Source organism: Pseudoalteromonas sp. ASV78 (genome assembly GCF_047806705.1).
GTDB lineage: Bacteria > Pseudomonadota > Gammaproteobacteria > Enterobacterales > Alteromonadaceae > Pseudoalteromonas > Pseudoalteromonas prydzensis_A.
The window spans coordinates 1,718,077-1,737,484 of sequence record NZ_JBLOPA010000001.1; the positions used below are offsets into that span (position 1 = coordinate 1,718,077).

At 46.3% G+C, this 19,408-nt stretch carries 1 protein-coding gene; it reads right to left on the reverse strand.

Annotation, left to right across the window (positions count from 1 at the left end; all coding sequences use genetic code 11):
- Positions 1-87 precede the first annotated feature (87 nt).
- Positions 88-19,359, reverse strand: a complete 19,272-nt coding sequence (locus ACMVDV_RS07970; protein WP_416157753.1) for a tandem-95 repeat protein — start codon at positions 19,357-19,359, stop codon at positions 88-90.
- Positions 19,360-19,408: the final 49 nt, after the last annotated feature.

Here is a 19,408-nt window from a genome sequence, read left to right on the forward strand (position 1 = left end):
TAATAAAGCGAGCCGTTTTTATTTAACCTGAACTCTGGTTAAGAGATTTACTATCCAGAGTTCAGATCATTTACGCTTTAATTACTCCTAAAATTGATATTGGAATCCTAGCGCCCATTCATTCACATCATTTTCTCTTAACTTATAATGACTATAGTTAATTGAAACATCTATATTTTCAAACACTGGATAAGCTAATTGCCCGCCAAAATAAGGACGTGTATTAGTGTCATTATATGCAATTTTTTGCCCCGTAGATGAGTGGCTATCAATCGAATAATGATAATGAAAAGCTCCAACAAAAACCTTACTCTTAACTTGGCCCAACAGCGGGAATAGATAAGCAGTTTGTATCGCAGGTCCTTGTGATAATACCGGCACGGTTTGTGACACATTCAGTTGCGCGTTACTTGGATCAAGTGTATCTCCAACAAAGGTCATACTACCTTCACCTAAGTTGATATAGCGTACGCCAAATTGCCAATTAGTCGCAAAAGAATAAATTCCGCCTATTGACCAACTAATATCGGTATCATCGTATTCAGTATTCGCTAATTCGACTGATTGATTAGCTGTGGTCGAGCCTGCAACGGCCGCATAACCAATCGTGCCATCCATAGACCATTCACCAGCTAATACTGGCTGACTGACTACCGCAGCCGTAGCAAGTAAGGCCCATGGAGTCAGTTTTGATTGGCGACGTATAAAGACCAAACCAATCATTAATAACACCATAGTGCTGCCTAAACTACCTGATGAGCTATTTTTAACAGTGGTGGTTGTATAAGCTTTTACAGTCACTTTTACTTCTCCTTTAGCTTCAGCACCTTTACTGTCAGCTACTGTATACTCAATAAAATCGACACCTTCAAAACCTGCTTTGGGTTGGTAATTCAATGTGTCATCGCCATTTATAGTGACTGTTCCTTGCGTAGCTTGCGCGCTTATTAAGCTCAGTGCGTCGCCATCCGCATCGCTATCATTGGCAAGCACATCAATAACTATTTGCGTGCGGTCATTAGTGCTTGCTATATCAGCAATCGTTGTTGGGGCACTGTTCACTACCACACTCACAGTCGCTGTATCAAAGGCTGTGCCACCTTGACCATCAGACACACTGTAGTTGATTGTTGCAGTACCAATGAACTCAAGTAATGGTTGATAACTAAGTTGATTATTAACAATGGCTACCTCACCAAAATCAACACTTGCACTGTTGAGCGTGAGTACATCATTATCTGCATCGCTATCATTACTAAGCACATCAATAACAATACTATTACCAACTGCAATAATCACTTGATCTGATTGTGTAACAGGTGCGCTGTTATTGCTGCTCATAACGCTTACGCCGCCGGGGTCAACAATTTGACCATTCGCTACGCCATCGGCATCATTGATACCGCCATCCGTTATGCGTAATTGCACACACCAGTCACCTTCTTTAAGGCCTTCTTGCCACAGCAGACTATTGGGTGAAGGACAATAACCTTGCTCACCTTGCGTTGAATAGAGCTTATCGCCATTGTTGGTGTTAAAGTCAACCCATTCATTATTGATAAGCTTTCTATAAATCGCACCTGCAGGTATTGGCATTCTTTGCGGCAGCACTATATGGTAGTTTTCACCTTTTTGCTCCATGGCGGTTACTATAAAACTAAAGTAGCCACCAGAGTTTTCCATACCAACATCTACAGGTAGCTCACTTTCAAACAATTGTGCTGCGCCACTGCTATTTTGTGTGCTTAAGAATGCTTTTCTTAAACATGCTCCCGCATCTCCTTCAATAAGGAACTGCGCTAACTCATTTACTTGCTCAGGTAATACATTACATTCATTAATATTATCCAAGTAATCAGGGATACCATCACGGTCGCTATCTTGTAGACCTTCGATATTGTCTGGTATTAAGTCATTATCAGTATCAGCAGTTGTTAGCTCAGGTAACTGAGCTATCACTTCCACATAACTGGTCACTGTCGTTGATAGGCTATCCACAGCATCATCTATTGCGGTTACTGCTATTTCATAAATACCAATATCGAGTTCAGCTGTAGAGAACACAAATGTATCAGCCGCATTACCTAGCTCAACAATCCGTTCATCTGCTGCTTGCCAACTAAATGAAATACTATCTTCAGGATTATTATCCGTTGCCAACGCTGTAATTGTTACGAGATCATCACTGGCTAAAACAAATGGCCGCGGCTGATTGTTTTGTTCAATTCTCGTTACTAAGCTTGGTGCTATATTACTCTCTGAAATAGTCGTAATATTAGTGGCTTGCGCGCCAGTATTAAGGCTGTCGTCAAGCGTTATAACAATTGTTTCATCCGCTTCAATCTCACTATCAGCAAAGACTCTAAAGTTGATCTCACCCATTAAGCCTTGTTCAATAACCACTTCGCCACTGATTAAATCATGATCATCTGATGTTGCGGTTCCAGATACACTGTAAGGGACAGTGACAGGATAACTTGCCGCGGGTCCATTCAAGTAAACCCGAGTGGTATAACTTTGATCCTCAGCAACAACTTTATTTTTACCTAGTGATATTTGTGGGTGAACCATTACTTGCTGGCTTGCCATTGTGGTTTTACCACTACTGTCTGTCGCTTGCCAATACACTTGGTGTACACCTGGCGTAAATAACATACTTTGCTTGAAAGTTGCGACTGGTAATCGGTTTTGCTCGCTATCAAACGCAAGGGCTGTGCCTAATTTCACTCGAGTGAACAACCCTGTTGCATCAATACTCACATCAGCAGGAGGTGTAATAGTTGGTGCATCAGCTTGACCATCAGTAAAGTTAATATAAGCAAACCCTGTGCTTTGTGCTTGCGCTGGGTCGGCAATAATATACTCAACTTTAATAGTGCCTTGGGTACTTGCGTTAAGTTGATAGACAAGCTGCTGGTCAACAATACTCACTGTACCCACTGATGCCCTAGCACCAATAATTGTTATTGCATCGCCATCAACATCAGTGTCATTCGCTAACACATCAAGTATATAACGGCCATTATCTGTGCTCGCTAAGTTAAACGTATCATCCACAGCGACCGGTTCATCGTTTACTGACTCAACAGTAATTGATGCAGTAGCAATGGCTGAATTTGCTTCACCATCTGTTACTAAATAGCTAAAACTATCATTGCCATGGTAATCAGCTTGTGGCTGATAACTAAACACCGTTCCTTGCACCGTTAAGCTACCAAACTGTGGTTGAGTGACCACTTCAATAACTAAGCTGTCATTGTCACTATCATTAACATCTGCGCTAATACTGATGTTAGTGTCTTCATCAATACTTAGTAACATATCATTCGCAACAGGTGCTGCATTTACATACGTTACATCAATACTAAATGGGTTAAGCGTACTGCTTAACTGGCCATCGCTTACGCTGATCAAAATATTACTATATAGACCAACGTCATCTCGTGTCGGTATACCACTTAATGTACCACTTGTGCTATCAAACGTTGCCCAACTCGGCTTGTTCGCAATCGTCAATGATAAACTGGTATTATCAATATCTGACACAACTGGCGTAAATGAGTAACCTGTATCTTGCGCGATTGATGTTGCAGGTGAACCGCTGATTGTTGGTGCATCGTTTACATTCAGTACTGTCAGTGTAAATGGGGTTAAACTTTGGCTTGCAACCCCATCCGTTACACTCACTGTAATGCCTGTATAACGTCCTACATCAGCATTGCTTGGTCTGCCTGATAGCTGCCCTGTGGTGGTATCAAAATTCAGCCAACTTGGTTTATTTTCGATACTGAAGCTAAGGTTATCGCCATCATTATCTGTCGCTGTTGGTACAAAGCTATATAAGTCATTTTCATTAACCGCTAAGCTTGGTACTCCACTAATCACTGGCAAATCGTTAATACTATTGATAGTGACTGACACTGTGCTTGGTGCTGAATCAAGTAATCCATCATTCGCTATATAGCTAAACTGATCTTCACCAAAATAATTTGCACTGCCTTGATAAGTAACTTGTTCACCTGAGATAATCGCCGTGCCATGAGTTGGTTGACTCACAATTGTGTAGGTTAATCGATCACCATCAACATCACTACCGAGTAAGTTAATAACGACTGCGGTGTCTTCATCAGTAACGCCAGTTTGTGCACTTACAATTGGCGCGTCATTCACTGCGGTGATCACTAACGATACCGGTGTTGTTGTTGAATCTAATAATCCATCGTTAACAACAAAACTAAAGCCATCACTGCCGTTGTAATTAGCGTTTGGCGTATATAACCAACTATCATTACTTTGCTGTACAAGCGAGCCATGTAGCACGCCTTCATCAAGACGATAACTTAGCTCATCGTTCTCAATATCTGAACCAACCAAGGTGATCAAGACGCTATTATCTTCTGCAAGTATTAAGCTTTGCGGAATACCTAAAGGTGCATCATTGACTGGGTTCACGGTCATGGTGACTGTAGCAACATTGGACACCGCGCCATTGCTGTCTTTGACTGTGTAAGTAAAGCTGTCGTCACCGAAGTAATCGGCATTGGCGGTGTAAATGATTGCCCCCGTTGCGGTTACTTGGGTTTGCCCGTTGCTTGGGGCACTAACAACCGTGACACTGCTGACATCTAAACTGTCGCCGATATCGACATCACTGTCGTTACCCAATACGTTGACTTCAAACGAGCCTTCTTCTTGCAGTTGCGCACTGTTGTCCAGCGCCACAGGGGCGTCGTTCACGGCATTAATGGTCAGCGTGACGGTCGCTGGGGTGGAGCTTAAGCCTTCGCCGTCTGTTAAGGTGTAGGTGAAACTAAATACCCCATTCACATCTTGGCTTGGCATGATAGCTAAACTACCATCGAGGTTAACACTGACTGTCGCAAACTCGTACATGCCTGCCCCGCTGCCTTGGTTTTCAAGGCTGACGTTGGCGGCATTAAAGCCACTGTCTTCTACGTCTGAGTCGTTCGCTAAAATAGCTAACGTCGTTGCGGTATCTTCATCGGTACTGATACTGTCATCGGCCACCACAGGGCGGTCATTCACCGCACCAATATTGACCGTAACGGTTGCGGGCAGTGACACGCCGCCTTCGCTGTCGGTAATGGTGTAGGTGAAACTGTCTTGCCCTGTAACGTTCGCATCAGGGGTATACACGAAGGTGCCTGCAACTTGGTCAAACACCACTTGCCCTGAGCTTGGCGCTCTGACTAAGTTGATCGTGCCCGTTGGGATGCTGTCTTCCACGTCCGTGGCTAAACTGCGTATAGCCGTTGTCGCTGAAGGGGTGTCTTCATCAATACTGAGGGTAACATTTTGCACCACCGGTATATCATTAACAGGGGTAATGGTCACTGTCACCGTGGCGGGGGCTGAGGTATTTAACGCCGCATCTTTAACCGTGTAGGTAAACGTATCCACGCCTGTTTCATTGGCGTTCGGGGTATACGTGGCTATGCCGTTGCTGATACTTACCGTGCCTTTACTCGCGGGTAATACAATGGCTGCTGAGGCGGCCACTAAGTCATCTTCAGCATCACTGTCATTCGCTACCAAGCTAAAGTTCACTGGGGTGTCTTCTGCGGTGGTAGCACTGTCATCCATGGCAATCGGTGCATCAGCAACCGGCGTTATCGTCAGTGTCACTGTCTGTATCGCCGATAACGCACCGGCGCTATCACGCACTTGGAAGGTGAAGCTGTCGCCGTGGTTTTCACTGCCGTCATGTTGATAGCTAAAGCTGCCATCACTGTTTAAGCTGACACTACCAAATTGTGGCTGACTGACCAGCTCGGCGCTGAGTGTATCGCCGACATCATCATCGCTGGCGTTACTTAATAACCCGTTAGCAAGCACCACGGTTAAGGTCGCGGCTTCATCAAGATTAAAGCTGAAGTTTTGTGCCACCGGCGCATCGTTGGTGTTGGTTACTTCTAAAGTAAACGGCGTTAAACTGGCGCTATCCGTACCATCGTTAACACTGATAGTAATAGCCGCGTAGCTGCCTACATCCTCGTTTTCTGGCGTGCCCGCTAATTCGCCCGTGCTAGTGTCAAAGCTCGCCCAGCTAGGCTTGTTAATGATGCTAAAGCTCAAGCTGTCACCATCAATGTCACGCGCTGAGGGAATAAACTGATACATGCTGTCTTCGCTTACCGTGGTGTTCGGTGTACCACTGATGGTCGGGGCATCATTGACATTATTAACAGTGAGGTTAAAGCTACTCAGTGCTGCAGTAATCGCGCCGTCTGATACTGCAATAACAATATTGCTCGTCATGCCTACATCATCATTACTTGGCGTACCTGACAACTGCCCTGTGCTGTTATCAAAACTAGCCCAGCTTGGCTTGTTGCTAATGCTAAAGGTTAAGCTGTCGCCGTCAATATCATTTGCTGTTGGGGTAAAGCTATACAGTGCATCTTGATCAACGTTGAGTGCCGGTATCCCCCCAATCGTTGGCGCGTCATTGACGTTGATCACCGTTAAGTTAAAGGCCGGTAAGCTCACCGTATCCATGCCATCGCTGACACTGATCACAATATTGCTGTGCACGCCCACATCGCTGTTGCCGGCGGTGCCACTGAGCAACCCAGTACTGCTATCAAAACTCAACCAACTTGGTTTATTGCTGATACTAAAGGTTAAGCTATCGCCTTCGCTGTCAGTTGCGGTTGGCGCAAAGCTGTAAGCGATTTTTTCACTCACTGACACAGTTGGTGTACCGCTGATCACTGGTAGATCATTAACACTGTTCACGGTCACTGTGATCACCGCGGGGGCTGAATCCACGCTGCCATCGTTAGCGACAAAGCTAAAGCTGTCGGTGCCAAAGAAGTCACTCGCGCCTTGGTATACGGCTTGTGAGCCGGTGAGTGTGACTGTGCCATTTTGAGGTTGACTGCTGATTTGATAGGTTAAGGTATCGCCTTCGATATCGCTGGCAGCAAGGTTGATAGTCAGTGGCGTATCTTCGTTTACTGACACCGCCTCTGCGCTGGCAACTGGGGCATCATTTACGGCATTAATGGTTAAGTTAACACTAACAGGAGCTGAATCTAACGCACCGTCATTAGCAATAAACGTAAAGCGGTCACTGCCGTTATAATCTGCCGCAGGTGTATACAACCAACTATCACTGCTTTGTTGAACTAGCGTTCCGTGTGCGACATCGGTATCGATGCGATAAGTTAAGCTGTCATTTTCAATGTCTGTCGCAAGCAATGTGACCAATAAGCTTGCATCTTCATCAAGGCTAAGGGTTTGCGCTTGTGCCACCGGTGCATCATTGACTGGGTTCACGGTCATGGTGACAGTAGCAAGGTTAGACACCTCGCCATTGCTGTCTTTGACTGTGTAAGTAAAGCTGTCGTCACCGAAGTAATCGGCATTGGCGGTGTAAATAATTGCCCCCGTTGCGGTTACTTGGGTTTGCCCGTTGCTTGGTGCACTGACAACAGTGACACTGCTGACATCTAAACTGTCGCCGATATCGACATCACTGTCGTTACCCAATACGTTGACTTCAAACGAGCCTTCTTCTTGCAGTTGCGCACTGTTGTCCAGCGCCACGGGGGCGTCATTCACGGCATTAATGGTCAGCGTCACGGTCGCTGGGGTGGAGCTTAAGCCTTCGCCGTCTGTTAAGGTGTAGGTAAAACTAAATACCCCATTCACATCTTGGCTTGGCATGATAGCTAAACTACCATCGAGGTTAACACTGACTGTCGCAAACTCGTACATGCCTGCCCCGCTGCCTTGGTTTTCAAGGCTGACGTTGGCGGCATTAAAGCCACTGTCTTCAACATCCGAATCATTTGCCAAAATATCCAATGTAGCTGCTGTATCTTCATCGGTTGTCACTGCATCATTAACGACAACTGGACGGTCATTCACTGCGCCAATATTTATCGTCACTGTTGCGGGCAGTGACACCCCGCCTTCGCTATCAGTAATCGTATAGCTAAAGCTATCTTGCCCTGTCACATTCGCATCCGGGGTATACACAAACGTGCCTGCAACTTGGTCAAACACCACTTCTCCTGAGTTCGGGGCATCAACCAAATTGATATCGCCAGTGGGGCTGGTGTCTTCCACGTCCGTCGCTAAACTGCGTAGTTCGGTTGCTGCTGAGGGGGTATCTTCATCAATACTGAGGGTAACATTTTGCACCACTGGTATATCATTAACAGGGGTGATGGTCACTGTCACCGTAGCGGGCGCTGAGGTATTTAACGCCGCATCTTTCACCGTGTAGGTAAACGTATCCACGCCTGTTTCATTGGCGTTCGGGGTATACGTGGCTATGCCGTTGCTGATACTTACCGTGCCTTTACTCGCGGGTAATACAATGGCTGCTGAGGCGGCCACTAAGTCATCTTCAGCATCACTGTCATTTGCAACCAAGCTAAAGTTCACTGGGGTGTCTTCTGCGGTGGTGACACTGTCATCCATGGCAATCGGTGCATCAGCAACCGGCGCTATCGTCAGTGTCACGGTCTGTATCGCCGATAACGCACCCGCAGCATCGCGTACTTGGAAGGTAAAACTATCAACAAAGTTTTCACTGCCATCATGTTGATAGCTAAAGCTGCCGTCACTGTTTAAGCTGACACTACCAAATTGGGGCTGGCTTACCGCGACGGCCGTCAATGTATCATCCGCATCCTCATCACTGGCCGTACTGAGCAAGCCATCACCCGCGGTGACAACTAAATTAGCCGCTTCATCAAGATTAAAGCTGAAATCTTGCCCTACCGGCGCATCGTTGGTGTTGGTTACTTCTAATGTAAACGGCGTTAAACTGGCGCTATCCGTACCATCGTTAACACTGATAGTAATAGTCGCGTAACTGCCTACATCCTCGTTTTCTGGCGTGCCCGACAATTCACCCGTGCTGGTGTCAAAGCTCGCCCAGCTTGGTTTGTTAATGATGCTGAAACTCAAGCTATCACCATCAATATCGTTCACTGTGGGGATAAATTGATACTGACTGTCTTCACTTATCGTGGTACTTGGTGTACCGCTGATGGTCGGCGCATCGTTAACATTATTTACGGTTAGATTAAAGCTACTCAGTGCTGTCGTAATCGCGCCGTCTGATACTGAAATAATAATGTTGTTATTTACGCCGACATCATCATTACTGGGTGTACCTGACAACTGCCCTGTGCTGCTATCAAAACTAGCCCAGCTTGGCTTGTTACTAATGCTAAAGGTTAAGCTGTCGCCATCAATGTCACCGGCCGTTGGTGTAAAGCTATAAAGCATATCTTGATCAACATTTACCGCTGGCGTGCCTGTTATTGTAGGGCCATCATTAACGTTGATCACCGTCACATTAAATGCCGGTAAGCTCACCGTATCCATGCCATCGCTGACACTGATCACAATATTGCTGTGCACGCCCACATCGCTGTTGCCGGCGGTGCCGCTGAGCAACCCAGTACTGCTATCAAAACTCAACCAGCTTGGTTTATTGCTGATACTAAAGGTTAAGCTATCGCCTTCAACATCTGTTGCCGTCGGTGTAAAACTGTACACTGTATCTTGAGCAACTGAGCTGGCGGGGCTACCACTTATCACTGGCACATCATTGACACTACTCACGGTCACTGTGATCACCACAGGGGCTGAATCCACGCTGCCATCGTTAGCGACAAAGCTAAAGCTGTCGGTGCCAAAGAAATCACTCGCGCCTTGGTATACGGCTTGTGAGCCGGTGAGTGTGACAGTGCCATTTTGAGGTTGACTGCTGATTTGATAGGTTAAGGTATCGCCTTCGATATCGCTGGCAACAAGGTTGATAGTCAGTGGCGTATCTTCGTTTACTGACACCGCCTCTGCGCTGGCAACTGGGGCATCATTGATGGCATTAATGGTTAAGTTAACACTAACAGGAGCTGAATCTAACGCACCATCATTGGCTACAAACGTGAAACTATCACTGCCGTTATAATCTGCCGCAGGTGTATACAACCAACTATCACTGCTTTGTTGAACTAGCGTTCCGTGTGCGACATCGGTATCGATACGATAAGTTAAGCTGTCATTTTCAATGTCTGTCGCAAGCAATGTGATCAATAAGCTTGCATCTTCATCAAGGCTAAGGGTTTGCGCTTGTGCCACCGGTGCATCATTGACTGGGTTCACGGTCATGGTGACTGTAGCAACATTGGACACCGCGCCATTGCTGTCTTTAACTGTGTAAGTAAAGCTGTCGTCACCGAAGTAATCGGCATTGGCGGTGTAAATAATTGCCCCCGTTGCGGTTACTTGGGTTTGCCCGTTGCTTGGGGCACTGACAACCGTGACACTGCTGACATCTAAACTGTCGCCGATATCGACATCACTGTCGTTACCCAATACGTTGACTTCGAACGAGCCTTCTTCTTGCAGTTGCGCACTGTTGTCCAGCGCCACGGGGGCGTCATTCACGGCATTAATGGTCAGCGTCACGGTCGCTGGGGTGGAGCTTAAGCCTTCGCCGTCTGTTAAGGTGTAGGTAAAACTAAATACCCCATTCACATCTTGGCTTGGCATGATAGCTAAACTACCATCGAGGTTAACACTGACTGTCGCAAAGTCGTACATGCCCGCCCCCGTGCCTTTGTTTTCAAGGCTTACGTTGGCCGCATTAAAGCCACTGTCTTCAACATCCGAATCATTTGCCAAAATATCCAATGTAGCTGCTGTATCTTCATCGGTTGCCACTGCATCATTAACGACAACTGGACGGTCATTCACTGCGCCAATATTTATCGTCACTGTTGCGGGCAGTGACACCCCGCCTTCGCTGTCGGTAATGGTGTAGGTGAAACTGTCTTGCCCTGTCACATTCGCATCGGGGGTATACACAAAGGTGCCCGCAACTTGATCAAACACCACTTGCCCTGAGCTTGGCGCTCTGACTAAGTTAATCGTGCCCGTTGGGATGCTGTCTTCCACGTCCGTGGCTAAACTGCGTATAGCCGTTGCCGCTGAAGGGGTGTCTTCATCAATACTGAGGGTAACATTTTGCACCACCGGTATATCATTAACAGGGGTAATGGTCACTGTCACCGTGGCGGGGGCTGAGGTATTTAACGCCGCATCTTTAACCGTGTAGGTAAACGTATCCACGCCTGTTGCATTGGCATTCGGGGTATACGTGGCTATGCCGTTGCTGATACTTACCGTGCCTTTACTCGCGGGTAATACAATGGCTGCTGAGGCGGCCACTAAGTCATCTTCAGCATCACTGTCATTTGCAACCAAGCTAAAGTTCACTGGGGTGTCTTCTGCGGTGGTAGCACTGTCATCCATGGCAATCGGTGCATCAGCAACCGGCGTTATCGTCAGTGTCACGGTCTGTATCGCCGATAACGCACCGGCGCTATCACGCACTTGGAAGGTGAAGCTGTCGCCGTGGTTTTCACTGCCATCATGTTGATAGCTAAAGCTGCCGTCACTGTTTAAGCTGACACTACCAAATTGGGGCTGGCTTACCGCGACGGCCGTCAATGTATCATCCGCATCCTCATCACTGGCCGTACTGAGCAAGCCATCACCCGCGGTGACAACTAAATTAGCCGCTTCATCAAGATTAAAGCTGAAATCTTGCCCTACCGGCGCATCGTTGGTGTTGGTTACTTCTAATGTAAACGGCGTTAAACTGGCGCTATCCGTACCATCGTTAACACTGATAGTAATAGTCGCGTAACTGCCTACATCCTCGTTTTCTGGCGTGCCCGACAATTCACCCGTGCTGGTGTCAAAGCTCGCCCAGCTTGGTTTGTTAATGATGCTGAAGGTATGGGTATCACCTGTATCGCTGTCTGTTAGTGTGGGTATAAAACTATACGCTGCATCTTCAGCTGTTGTTGTACTTGGTGAGCCACTTAATACCGGTGCGACATTGTATTTTTTAGTTACTGTGGCAGTTACTGCTGCACTGGCATTACCTGCGGTGTCTGTCACTATTGCTGAGAACGTTAACACTCCCTCAGCCAATGTTGTAACATCGATACTAGTAATTTGCTGCGTCACAGCACTGATCGTTGCGTTACCAGTAACAGCATTACTGCCATCACTTACCTGGTAACTAAGCGAGCCACTTCCTTCAAGCCCAGTAAAACTAACACTCATTGTAGATTCGTTATCTGCGTTAATTAAGCTTTGATCAACGCTAACTGCATGCCCGGTTGGGGTGGTATTATCTAAAGTAATTGAGCTGGTCGCCGCTGGCGATGTATTCCCTGCGCTGTCAGTTTGCGTTACCGATACAGTTAAGGTGCCATTATTAAGTGCACTTATATCTAATTCATTGCCGTTAAGCGTCCAATTACCACCACTACCAGCTGTAACCGTGGCATTTACACCACCAATATCAACATTAACTGTTGCGTTCACTTCTGCACCGGAGCCGGTGATCAATACACTATCATCTTCACTAGCGTTAACTATGCCATCGGCTTCGATTGGGGTATTAATAGTAACAACTGACGGTGCCGTGTTATCCAAGGTTATGGTAGTCGTTGCCGCAGCAGAAATATTACCCGCGCTGTCAGTTTGCGTTGCTGATACCGTTAACGTGCCATTATTTAATGCACTGATATCCAACTCATTGCCACTGAGACTCCAATTACCGCTGCTATCAGCTGTCACGGTGACATTTACACCACCAATATCAACCTTAACTGCGGCGCCTGATTCTGCCCCTGAGCCTACAATTAATACCGCATTATCTTCAGCAGCATTGACAATGCCATCAACGGCAATCGGCGTTGTGATAGTCAATGCATTTGGCGCTTGATTATCCAACGTAATTGTTGTGGTCGCCGCAGTTGAGATGTTACCTGCCGTATCACTTTGGGTGGCGCTGACGCTAAGCGTGCCATTATTAAAGCTGCTGACATCAAACTCACTACCACTGATAGTCCATGCCCCAGAGCCATCTGCCGTCACACTGCGCGATTGGTTATTCGCGCCATCGCTGATGGTCACACTGACGCTGGCATTGGCTTCTGCCCCAGAGCCGGTGATCAATACACTGTCATCTTCGAGCGCATTGATTAGGCCATCAACCTCAATCGGAGTGACGATCGTCAAGGCACCCGGTGCGGCGTTATCTAAAATCACTGCGGTGCTGGCAGCGCTGGAGGTGTTACCCGCCGTGTCAGTTTGTGTGGCGCTGACGGTGAGCGTGCCGTTATTAAAGCTACTGACATCAAATTCGCTGCCACTGATAGTCCATGCCCCAGCGCCATCAGCCGTCACAGTACGTGATAAATTATTCGCGCCATCGCTGATGGTCACACTAACGCTGGCATTGGCTTCCGCCCCGGAGCCGGTGATCAATACACTGCCATCTTCTACGGCATTGATTAGGCCATCAACTTCAATCGGGGTGGCGATCGCCAAAGTACTCGGCGCGGCGTTATCTAAAATCACTGCGGTGCTGGCAACACTGGAAGTGTTACCCGCCGTGTCAGTTTGTGTGGCGCTGACGGTGAGCGTGCCGTTATTAAAGCTGCTGACATCAAACTCGCTACCACTGATAGTCCATGTACCTGCGCCATCAGCCGTCACAGTACGTGATAAGTTATTCGCGCCATCGCTGATGGTCACACTAACGCTGACATTGGCTTCCGCACCGGAGCCGGTGATCAATACACTGTCATCTTCGAGGGCATTGATTAGGCCATCAACTTCAATTGGGGTGGCGATCGCCAAGGTACTCGGTGCGGCGTTATCTAAAATCACTGCGGTGCTGACAGCACTGGAAGTGTTACCTGCCGTATCAGTTTGTGTGGCGCTGACGGTGAGCGTGCCGTTATTAAAGCTGCTGACATCAAACTCGCTACCACTGATAGTCCACGCCCCAGCGCCATCAGCCGTTACACTGCGCGATTGGTTATTCGCGCCATCGCTGATGGTCACATTAACCGTAGCGCCAGAGTCAGCGCCGCTACCTTGTATAAGCACATGCGCATCTTCCACAGCATTGATCCGACCATCAACTTCAATCGGGGTGGTAATGCTCGGTGCACTCACGTTAGTGTCAATGGTTATTGTAGTACTGGTACCATTGGTAATATTACCAGCAGAGTCCGTCGCGCGTGCCACAATAGTATGCGAGCCACTCGTCATTGCTGAGCCTACGGTGATACTCCACACCCCACCACTAACAACAGTACTGCCTATTGAGCCATCAACACTTGAAATAAGAGTAATAGTGTCGCCTGTGGTGCCTGTACCTGTAAAAGTAGGTGTTGTATTATTGGTTATATTATCTGTACTCGAAGAGCCACTATCACTGGCTGCAGTTAGATCGGCTGCACTTGGTGCGCTCGGCGCGGTTGTGTCAATTGTCACTGTAAGTGCGCTTGAGCTACTACTTACATTACTTGCTGAGTCTGTTGCTTTTGCTGAAATAGCATGGTCTAAACCGGCAGTTAAAGTGCTAGTGGTAATTTGCCAATTGCCATCGGTCGCTATGCCAGACCCGATTACAGTTGCTCCAGCACCAACTTGGTCGCTGTAAAGACTAACTGTTGAACCGCTCTCAGCAGTGCCACTAAATGTTGGCGTGGTATCGTTGGTAATATTATCCGTAGTAGATAACCCTGAATCAGCAGCCGCATTTAAATCAGGGGTCGATGGTGCACTTGGCGCAACATTATCATTTACCGTTATAGTAAAAGATTTTTGAAAAGTGGTAGTTGCATCGTTACTTTGTACACACACAATATAATTTCCTGCACTAAGTGCAGCTTGTGTTTGCACTAAGGTGCCAGTGATCTGAAAACTACTATTGTTTGTGTCAGCACTACATGTACCGCTTACACTTGCGCCGGAGCTTACAAACGTATAACTATGGCTGTCGCTAGTATCTACATCTGAGGTAGTAAGTGAACCTATATTAGCACCAGGCCCAGTTGATGATTGATTTATACTTGCCGATGAAAGTGAAATATCCGTTGGGGCATCATTTTGCCCAGTAATATTCACTATCGCTTGATTTGTACCCGCGCTGTTTGCTATCCCATCATTAAATACATAATCCAAAGTCACTGATGATGATGGAGATTCGGAACTATTTTGATAGGTAATGCTTTGTAAAACTGAGTCAACAATTGCAGATGTAGCATTAGCATTAAAGGTCAGTACCAAGGTACCTGAGGAGTTAGTCGTTACCGTTCCGACTGTGGTCGAATTATAAGTAAACGTATTACCCTCAATTAGCGCGCCCAATAAGTTATTGTTCGCAAAAACATCTTCAGTACTTGCCCCACCGTTTCGACTAATAGTTAAACTGGCATTATTATAATTACCAATTGCGCCATTAAGGGCATCGAGCTCAGTATCAGCGATAGTCACATCAGAGTCGATAACAATTGCAGAGCCATTTTCAATGAAGGTTGCACCGCCATTCAAACTACTAAATACGGGGGCGCTATTTGGCTCAACAAAAGTGATTATGGTATCGCTACCACTGTCAGCAACGCTAAAAGCTAAACTTGAGCCTGGTGAATTACTTAACGAGAGCGTAAGTTCAGAAATATTAAAATCGGTGGCATCTGTATCTACTTCTAATGTGCTAGCGCCATTAAATCGCACATTTGCACTTGAAAGCCCTGTCACACCAGTAATAGTTAAGGTATCGCCTACGGCTAGATCAGTGATGGTATCCCCTGATAATTGTGCAGCACTGCCAACAAAATTATCGTTACCTGCATTGCCCGTCATCGAATCAGTACCACCGCCAGGGCGGATGGTATCTGCGCCGCTACCGCCAACGAAAGTATCATCACCATTAAAATCGCTGGCCGTAATCGTCAATATGTCACTGGCAAAGGCTGAAGCATTTATTGATAGGGCCGCAGTAATTTCACCGCCACTCGCATTTGACACTGATACTGCTTGACCATTGGCATTAAAGTTGTCAGTCAAGGTTATCGTGGCATTATTGTTAGTTCCTATTGCTACTCCTTCAACAGCAGACACTGAGGTATTGGTAAAATCAAACGACCCACCATCCATAAGTTTCAGTGCTTCAGTCCCCGCACTACCCGTTATAGCAGTGCTAAAGTTACCAATATTATCCGCATCAATAGCCACTGTTGCACCACTAGCTAACGAAAGAGTGCCTATATTTAAAAATCCACCGCCACTAATGTCTGCACCATCAGTCACTTGTACTTGGTCGGCAACACTATTTTCACCAATTAACATACCCGTATATGCACTGCCGCCAATTGCAAAAGTAATCGCGTCGGTTGACGAACCAGCGGTTACATTAGTGGTACCTGTTGATACGGTGATCGTTCTGGTATTTGTGCTGTCATCAGCTACAGCGTAGCTTTCAATGCCAGTTAAGGTTGTAAAATCACCATCACCGGTGATAGTAATAGTTTCTGAACCTGGCGCTGTTATGATGCCCGTAAAGCTGCCATGCTGGCTGGCCGTCATCGACACTGACGCGCCCGATGCGAGTGTTAAGTTAGTCACATTACTAATCGTGGCATTACTAATGTTTGCGCCGCTACTCATAGACAATGTATCAGCAACACTATTTTCGCCGGTAATTGTTCCCGTATAAGCTAGTGTGCCAATATCAAAAGTAATGGCATCGGTTACGGAGCTAGCGGTTACTGAGTGCTCCGCGGCGCTAATAGAGACAGTACGCGCGTTAGTACTATCGTCATTTAATGTGTAGTTTTCAATTGCTGATACAGTAGCGAAATCACCGTCACCCAAAATAGCGAGCGTCTCATTACCACTGCCTGATACAGTGCCTGAGAACAATGCGAGCTGAGATGCAGCAATACTTGCTGAACCGCCACTTGCTACAGTAAAATTTTCAAAGCCGCTAATTGTGGCGCCAGAAATATTGCCACCACTACCAATAGATAACGTATCAGTGCCGGTGTTGCCCGCTAAAATACCGGTTGCGGTAAGTGAGCCAACATTGAGGGTATCGTCCCCGCTGCTACCCGTAAGATTTTGCCCCGCAGCACCAAGGGTGAATGTATTTGCCACAGATAAAACATACGTTTCAATCGCACTGTTGCCTGTTAGTCCATCCGTTGCTGAGCTGATGGTTATCGTTTCTGTACCTGGTGCTGTAAACGTTGTAAAACTATCGTGCTGCGCCTCAGTCATCAATACACTCGCACCGCTGGCAAGCGTTAATGATTCAAAGGCAGAAATTGTTGCACCGCTGAGATCAGCACCAGAGTCGGCCTGTAATATGTCGGTACCTGCAGCGCCATTCAATGTACCTATTACCGTGAAGGCATTAATATTAACGGTATCATCTGCGCTACTGCCGGTTACATTTTGCGCTGCACTACCAAGCGTAAAGGTCATCGCTGTGCCAAGCACATAGCTTTCAATATCAGCATCGCCGGTGAGCGCTTGATCGCCATCAGCACTAGCAATAGTAAACTGATTTGTACCAACACCATTTATGGTCGTGAAACTGTCATGTTGCGTTTCACTTAATGTCAATGAGCCATTGTTATATGGCGTTAAGGTTTCAAAACCGCTCAAACTGGCAAAGCCAGTTAAGTCGGCGTCATTAACAACAACAAGCTCATCCGTGCCGCTGCCGCCATCAGCCGTTGACCCTGCAATATGCGCTGCATTGCTAATATTTAATGTTTCATTATCGTCACTAAACGTAATAGCAGGGCTTAAATTTATGCCGTTTAAGGTGCTAAATCCAGCAGCGACAGAACTCGCTGAAGTAATATTTGCAACCGAAATGGTCGCTGTACGACTGGCACTATTTACAGTGCCATCATTAATAACAACTGACACTGTACGCGCTGTGGTATTCGGTGTTGCACTGGTATTGTTATACGTTATTGCTTGTAAAAAGGTCGTCACTTGTGCAACGGTTGCCGAAGCCGCCGTTATCGAAATTGTATCTTGCAGAGTAATGTCTGAAGCACCTGATATACCGCCAAGTGCATTTTGCGCAGCAGCCGATACACTAAGCCCTTCTGACGCGCCATCTTGATCGTTGGTTAATGTAACCGTGATTGTTGTTATTGTATCCGCATCACTATCAGTTGCACTAGCGCTGGGCGCGATATTCACAGCACCGCTGCCTTCAGAAAACGACACTGAACTATCTGTACCTGCCAGCACACCATTTAAATCAACTTCAGGGGCTGAATTTGCCGGAACTGCAGATAGGTTGTTTATGGCAAGATTGTCAATTTTCAGCCAGTCAAGAGTTGAATTATCATTATAAGAAACTTTTATCCACTTTATTCCCGTAAACAACGCACCAGAGGCATTTACTGTCTCGCCACTACGGTTCGGTAAATTGCCAGTGTTTGCTTCACCTCCTTTATCCGTTGTTAGCCGTATGACTTTATTTACGCCACTTGAGTTATAAACATCTAAACTAGATAAATTAAACGTTTCGTTATTTGTGAAATATATTTTGCTATATGTTTGATCTGACGATGACGAACTTGTACCGACGTAAACATAACCCGCTGAAAAACTATATAAATCTTGCCCCCCGCTAGCTCCAGACTTAATTTTTATGCTGTAACTGGTGTCCGGTATTTGGTAACTCTTACTATTCGCGTACCCAGTAGGTAAACTACCAAATCTCAACGTATCCTCAAACGCCAATACATCTGAAAAATCAATCAGAGCGAGTTCTGAAAATGGCCGGTTAGCAAAATCGATATCTCCTTTGACGACTTCTAAGTCCCAATCACCACCTTTACTACTATTACCGGTTAAATCATTAGAAGCGGCAACATCTAAATCCGTTGCTTGATTAAATAGCGTTAAAAACTGCTCACCCTGCGTATCTTTGCCAACATCACAGCCGTAAAAAAATACATCACCACCGGATCTTATAGCACCTTTAAATACACGCATAAATTGTGCATTTGTTTCAACCACCGCGGTATTGATTGTACTGTTACCTAGTTGCACCTCACCACTGCGACCATGTGAGAAGATACTCACACTTTGTAAATCGCGATAACCCCCAAGTAACGCTTCTAGTTGCTTAATACCCGACTCATCTGCCCGTAGCTCTACAATCTCAGTGGCACTATACCGTTGTTTATAAAGTAAGTTTTTATCAGGAACTGCAGCATCAATAATGATCAAATGCTTAATTGCATTGGCACTTTCGATTACCAAGTCATTTTCAGATGACGCTTGCGATTGCTCACTTATCACCTTAGCAGTTGTGATCTGGCTAGGCTTGGGCATGCTTACGCTGTGTTGAGGTTGCGCTGGTAATTGCACATATTCACTTGCAGCAACATTAGCCGGTTGAATAAGCCCTAAAGCAGAACCTACAAAGATAGAAATTGGTGACAAAGAGAAGTGCAGCATTGGTTTAGTCCTCTAACCATATTGTATAAAGCGACGTTTTAGTACTACT

Coding starts and splice junctions, on each gene's coding strand:
- ACMVDV_RS07970 (WP_416157753.1), bottom strand. CDS start 19,359: ATGCTGCACTTCTCTTTGTCACCAATTTCTATCTTTGTAGGTTCTGCT.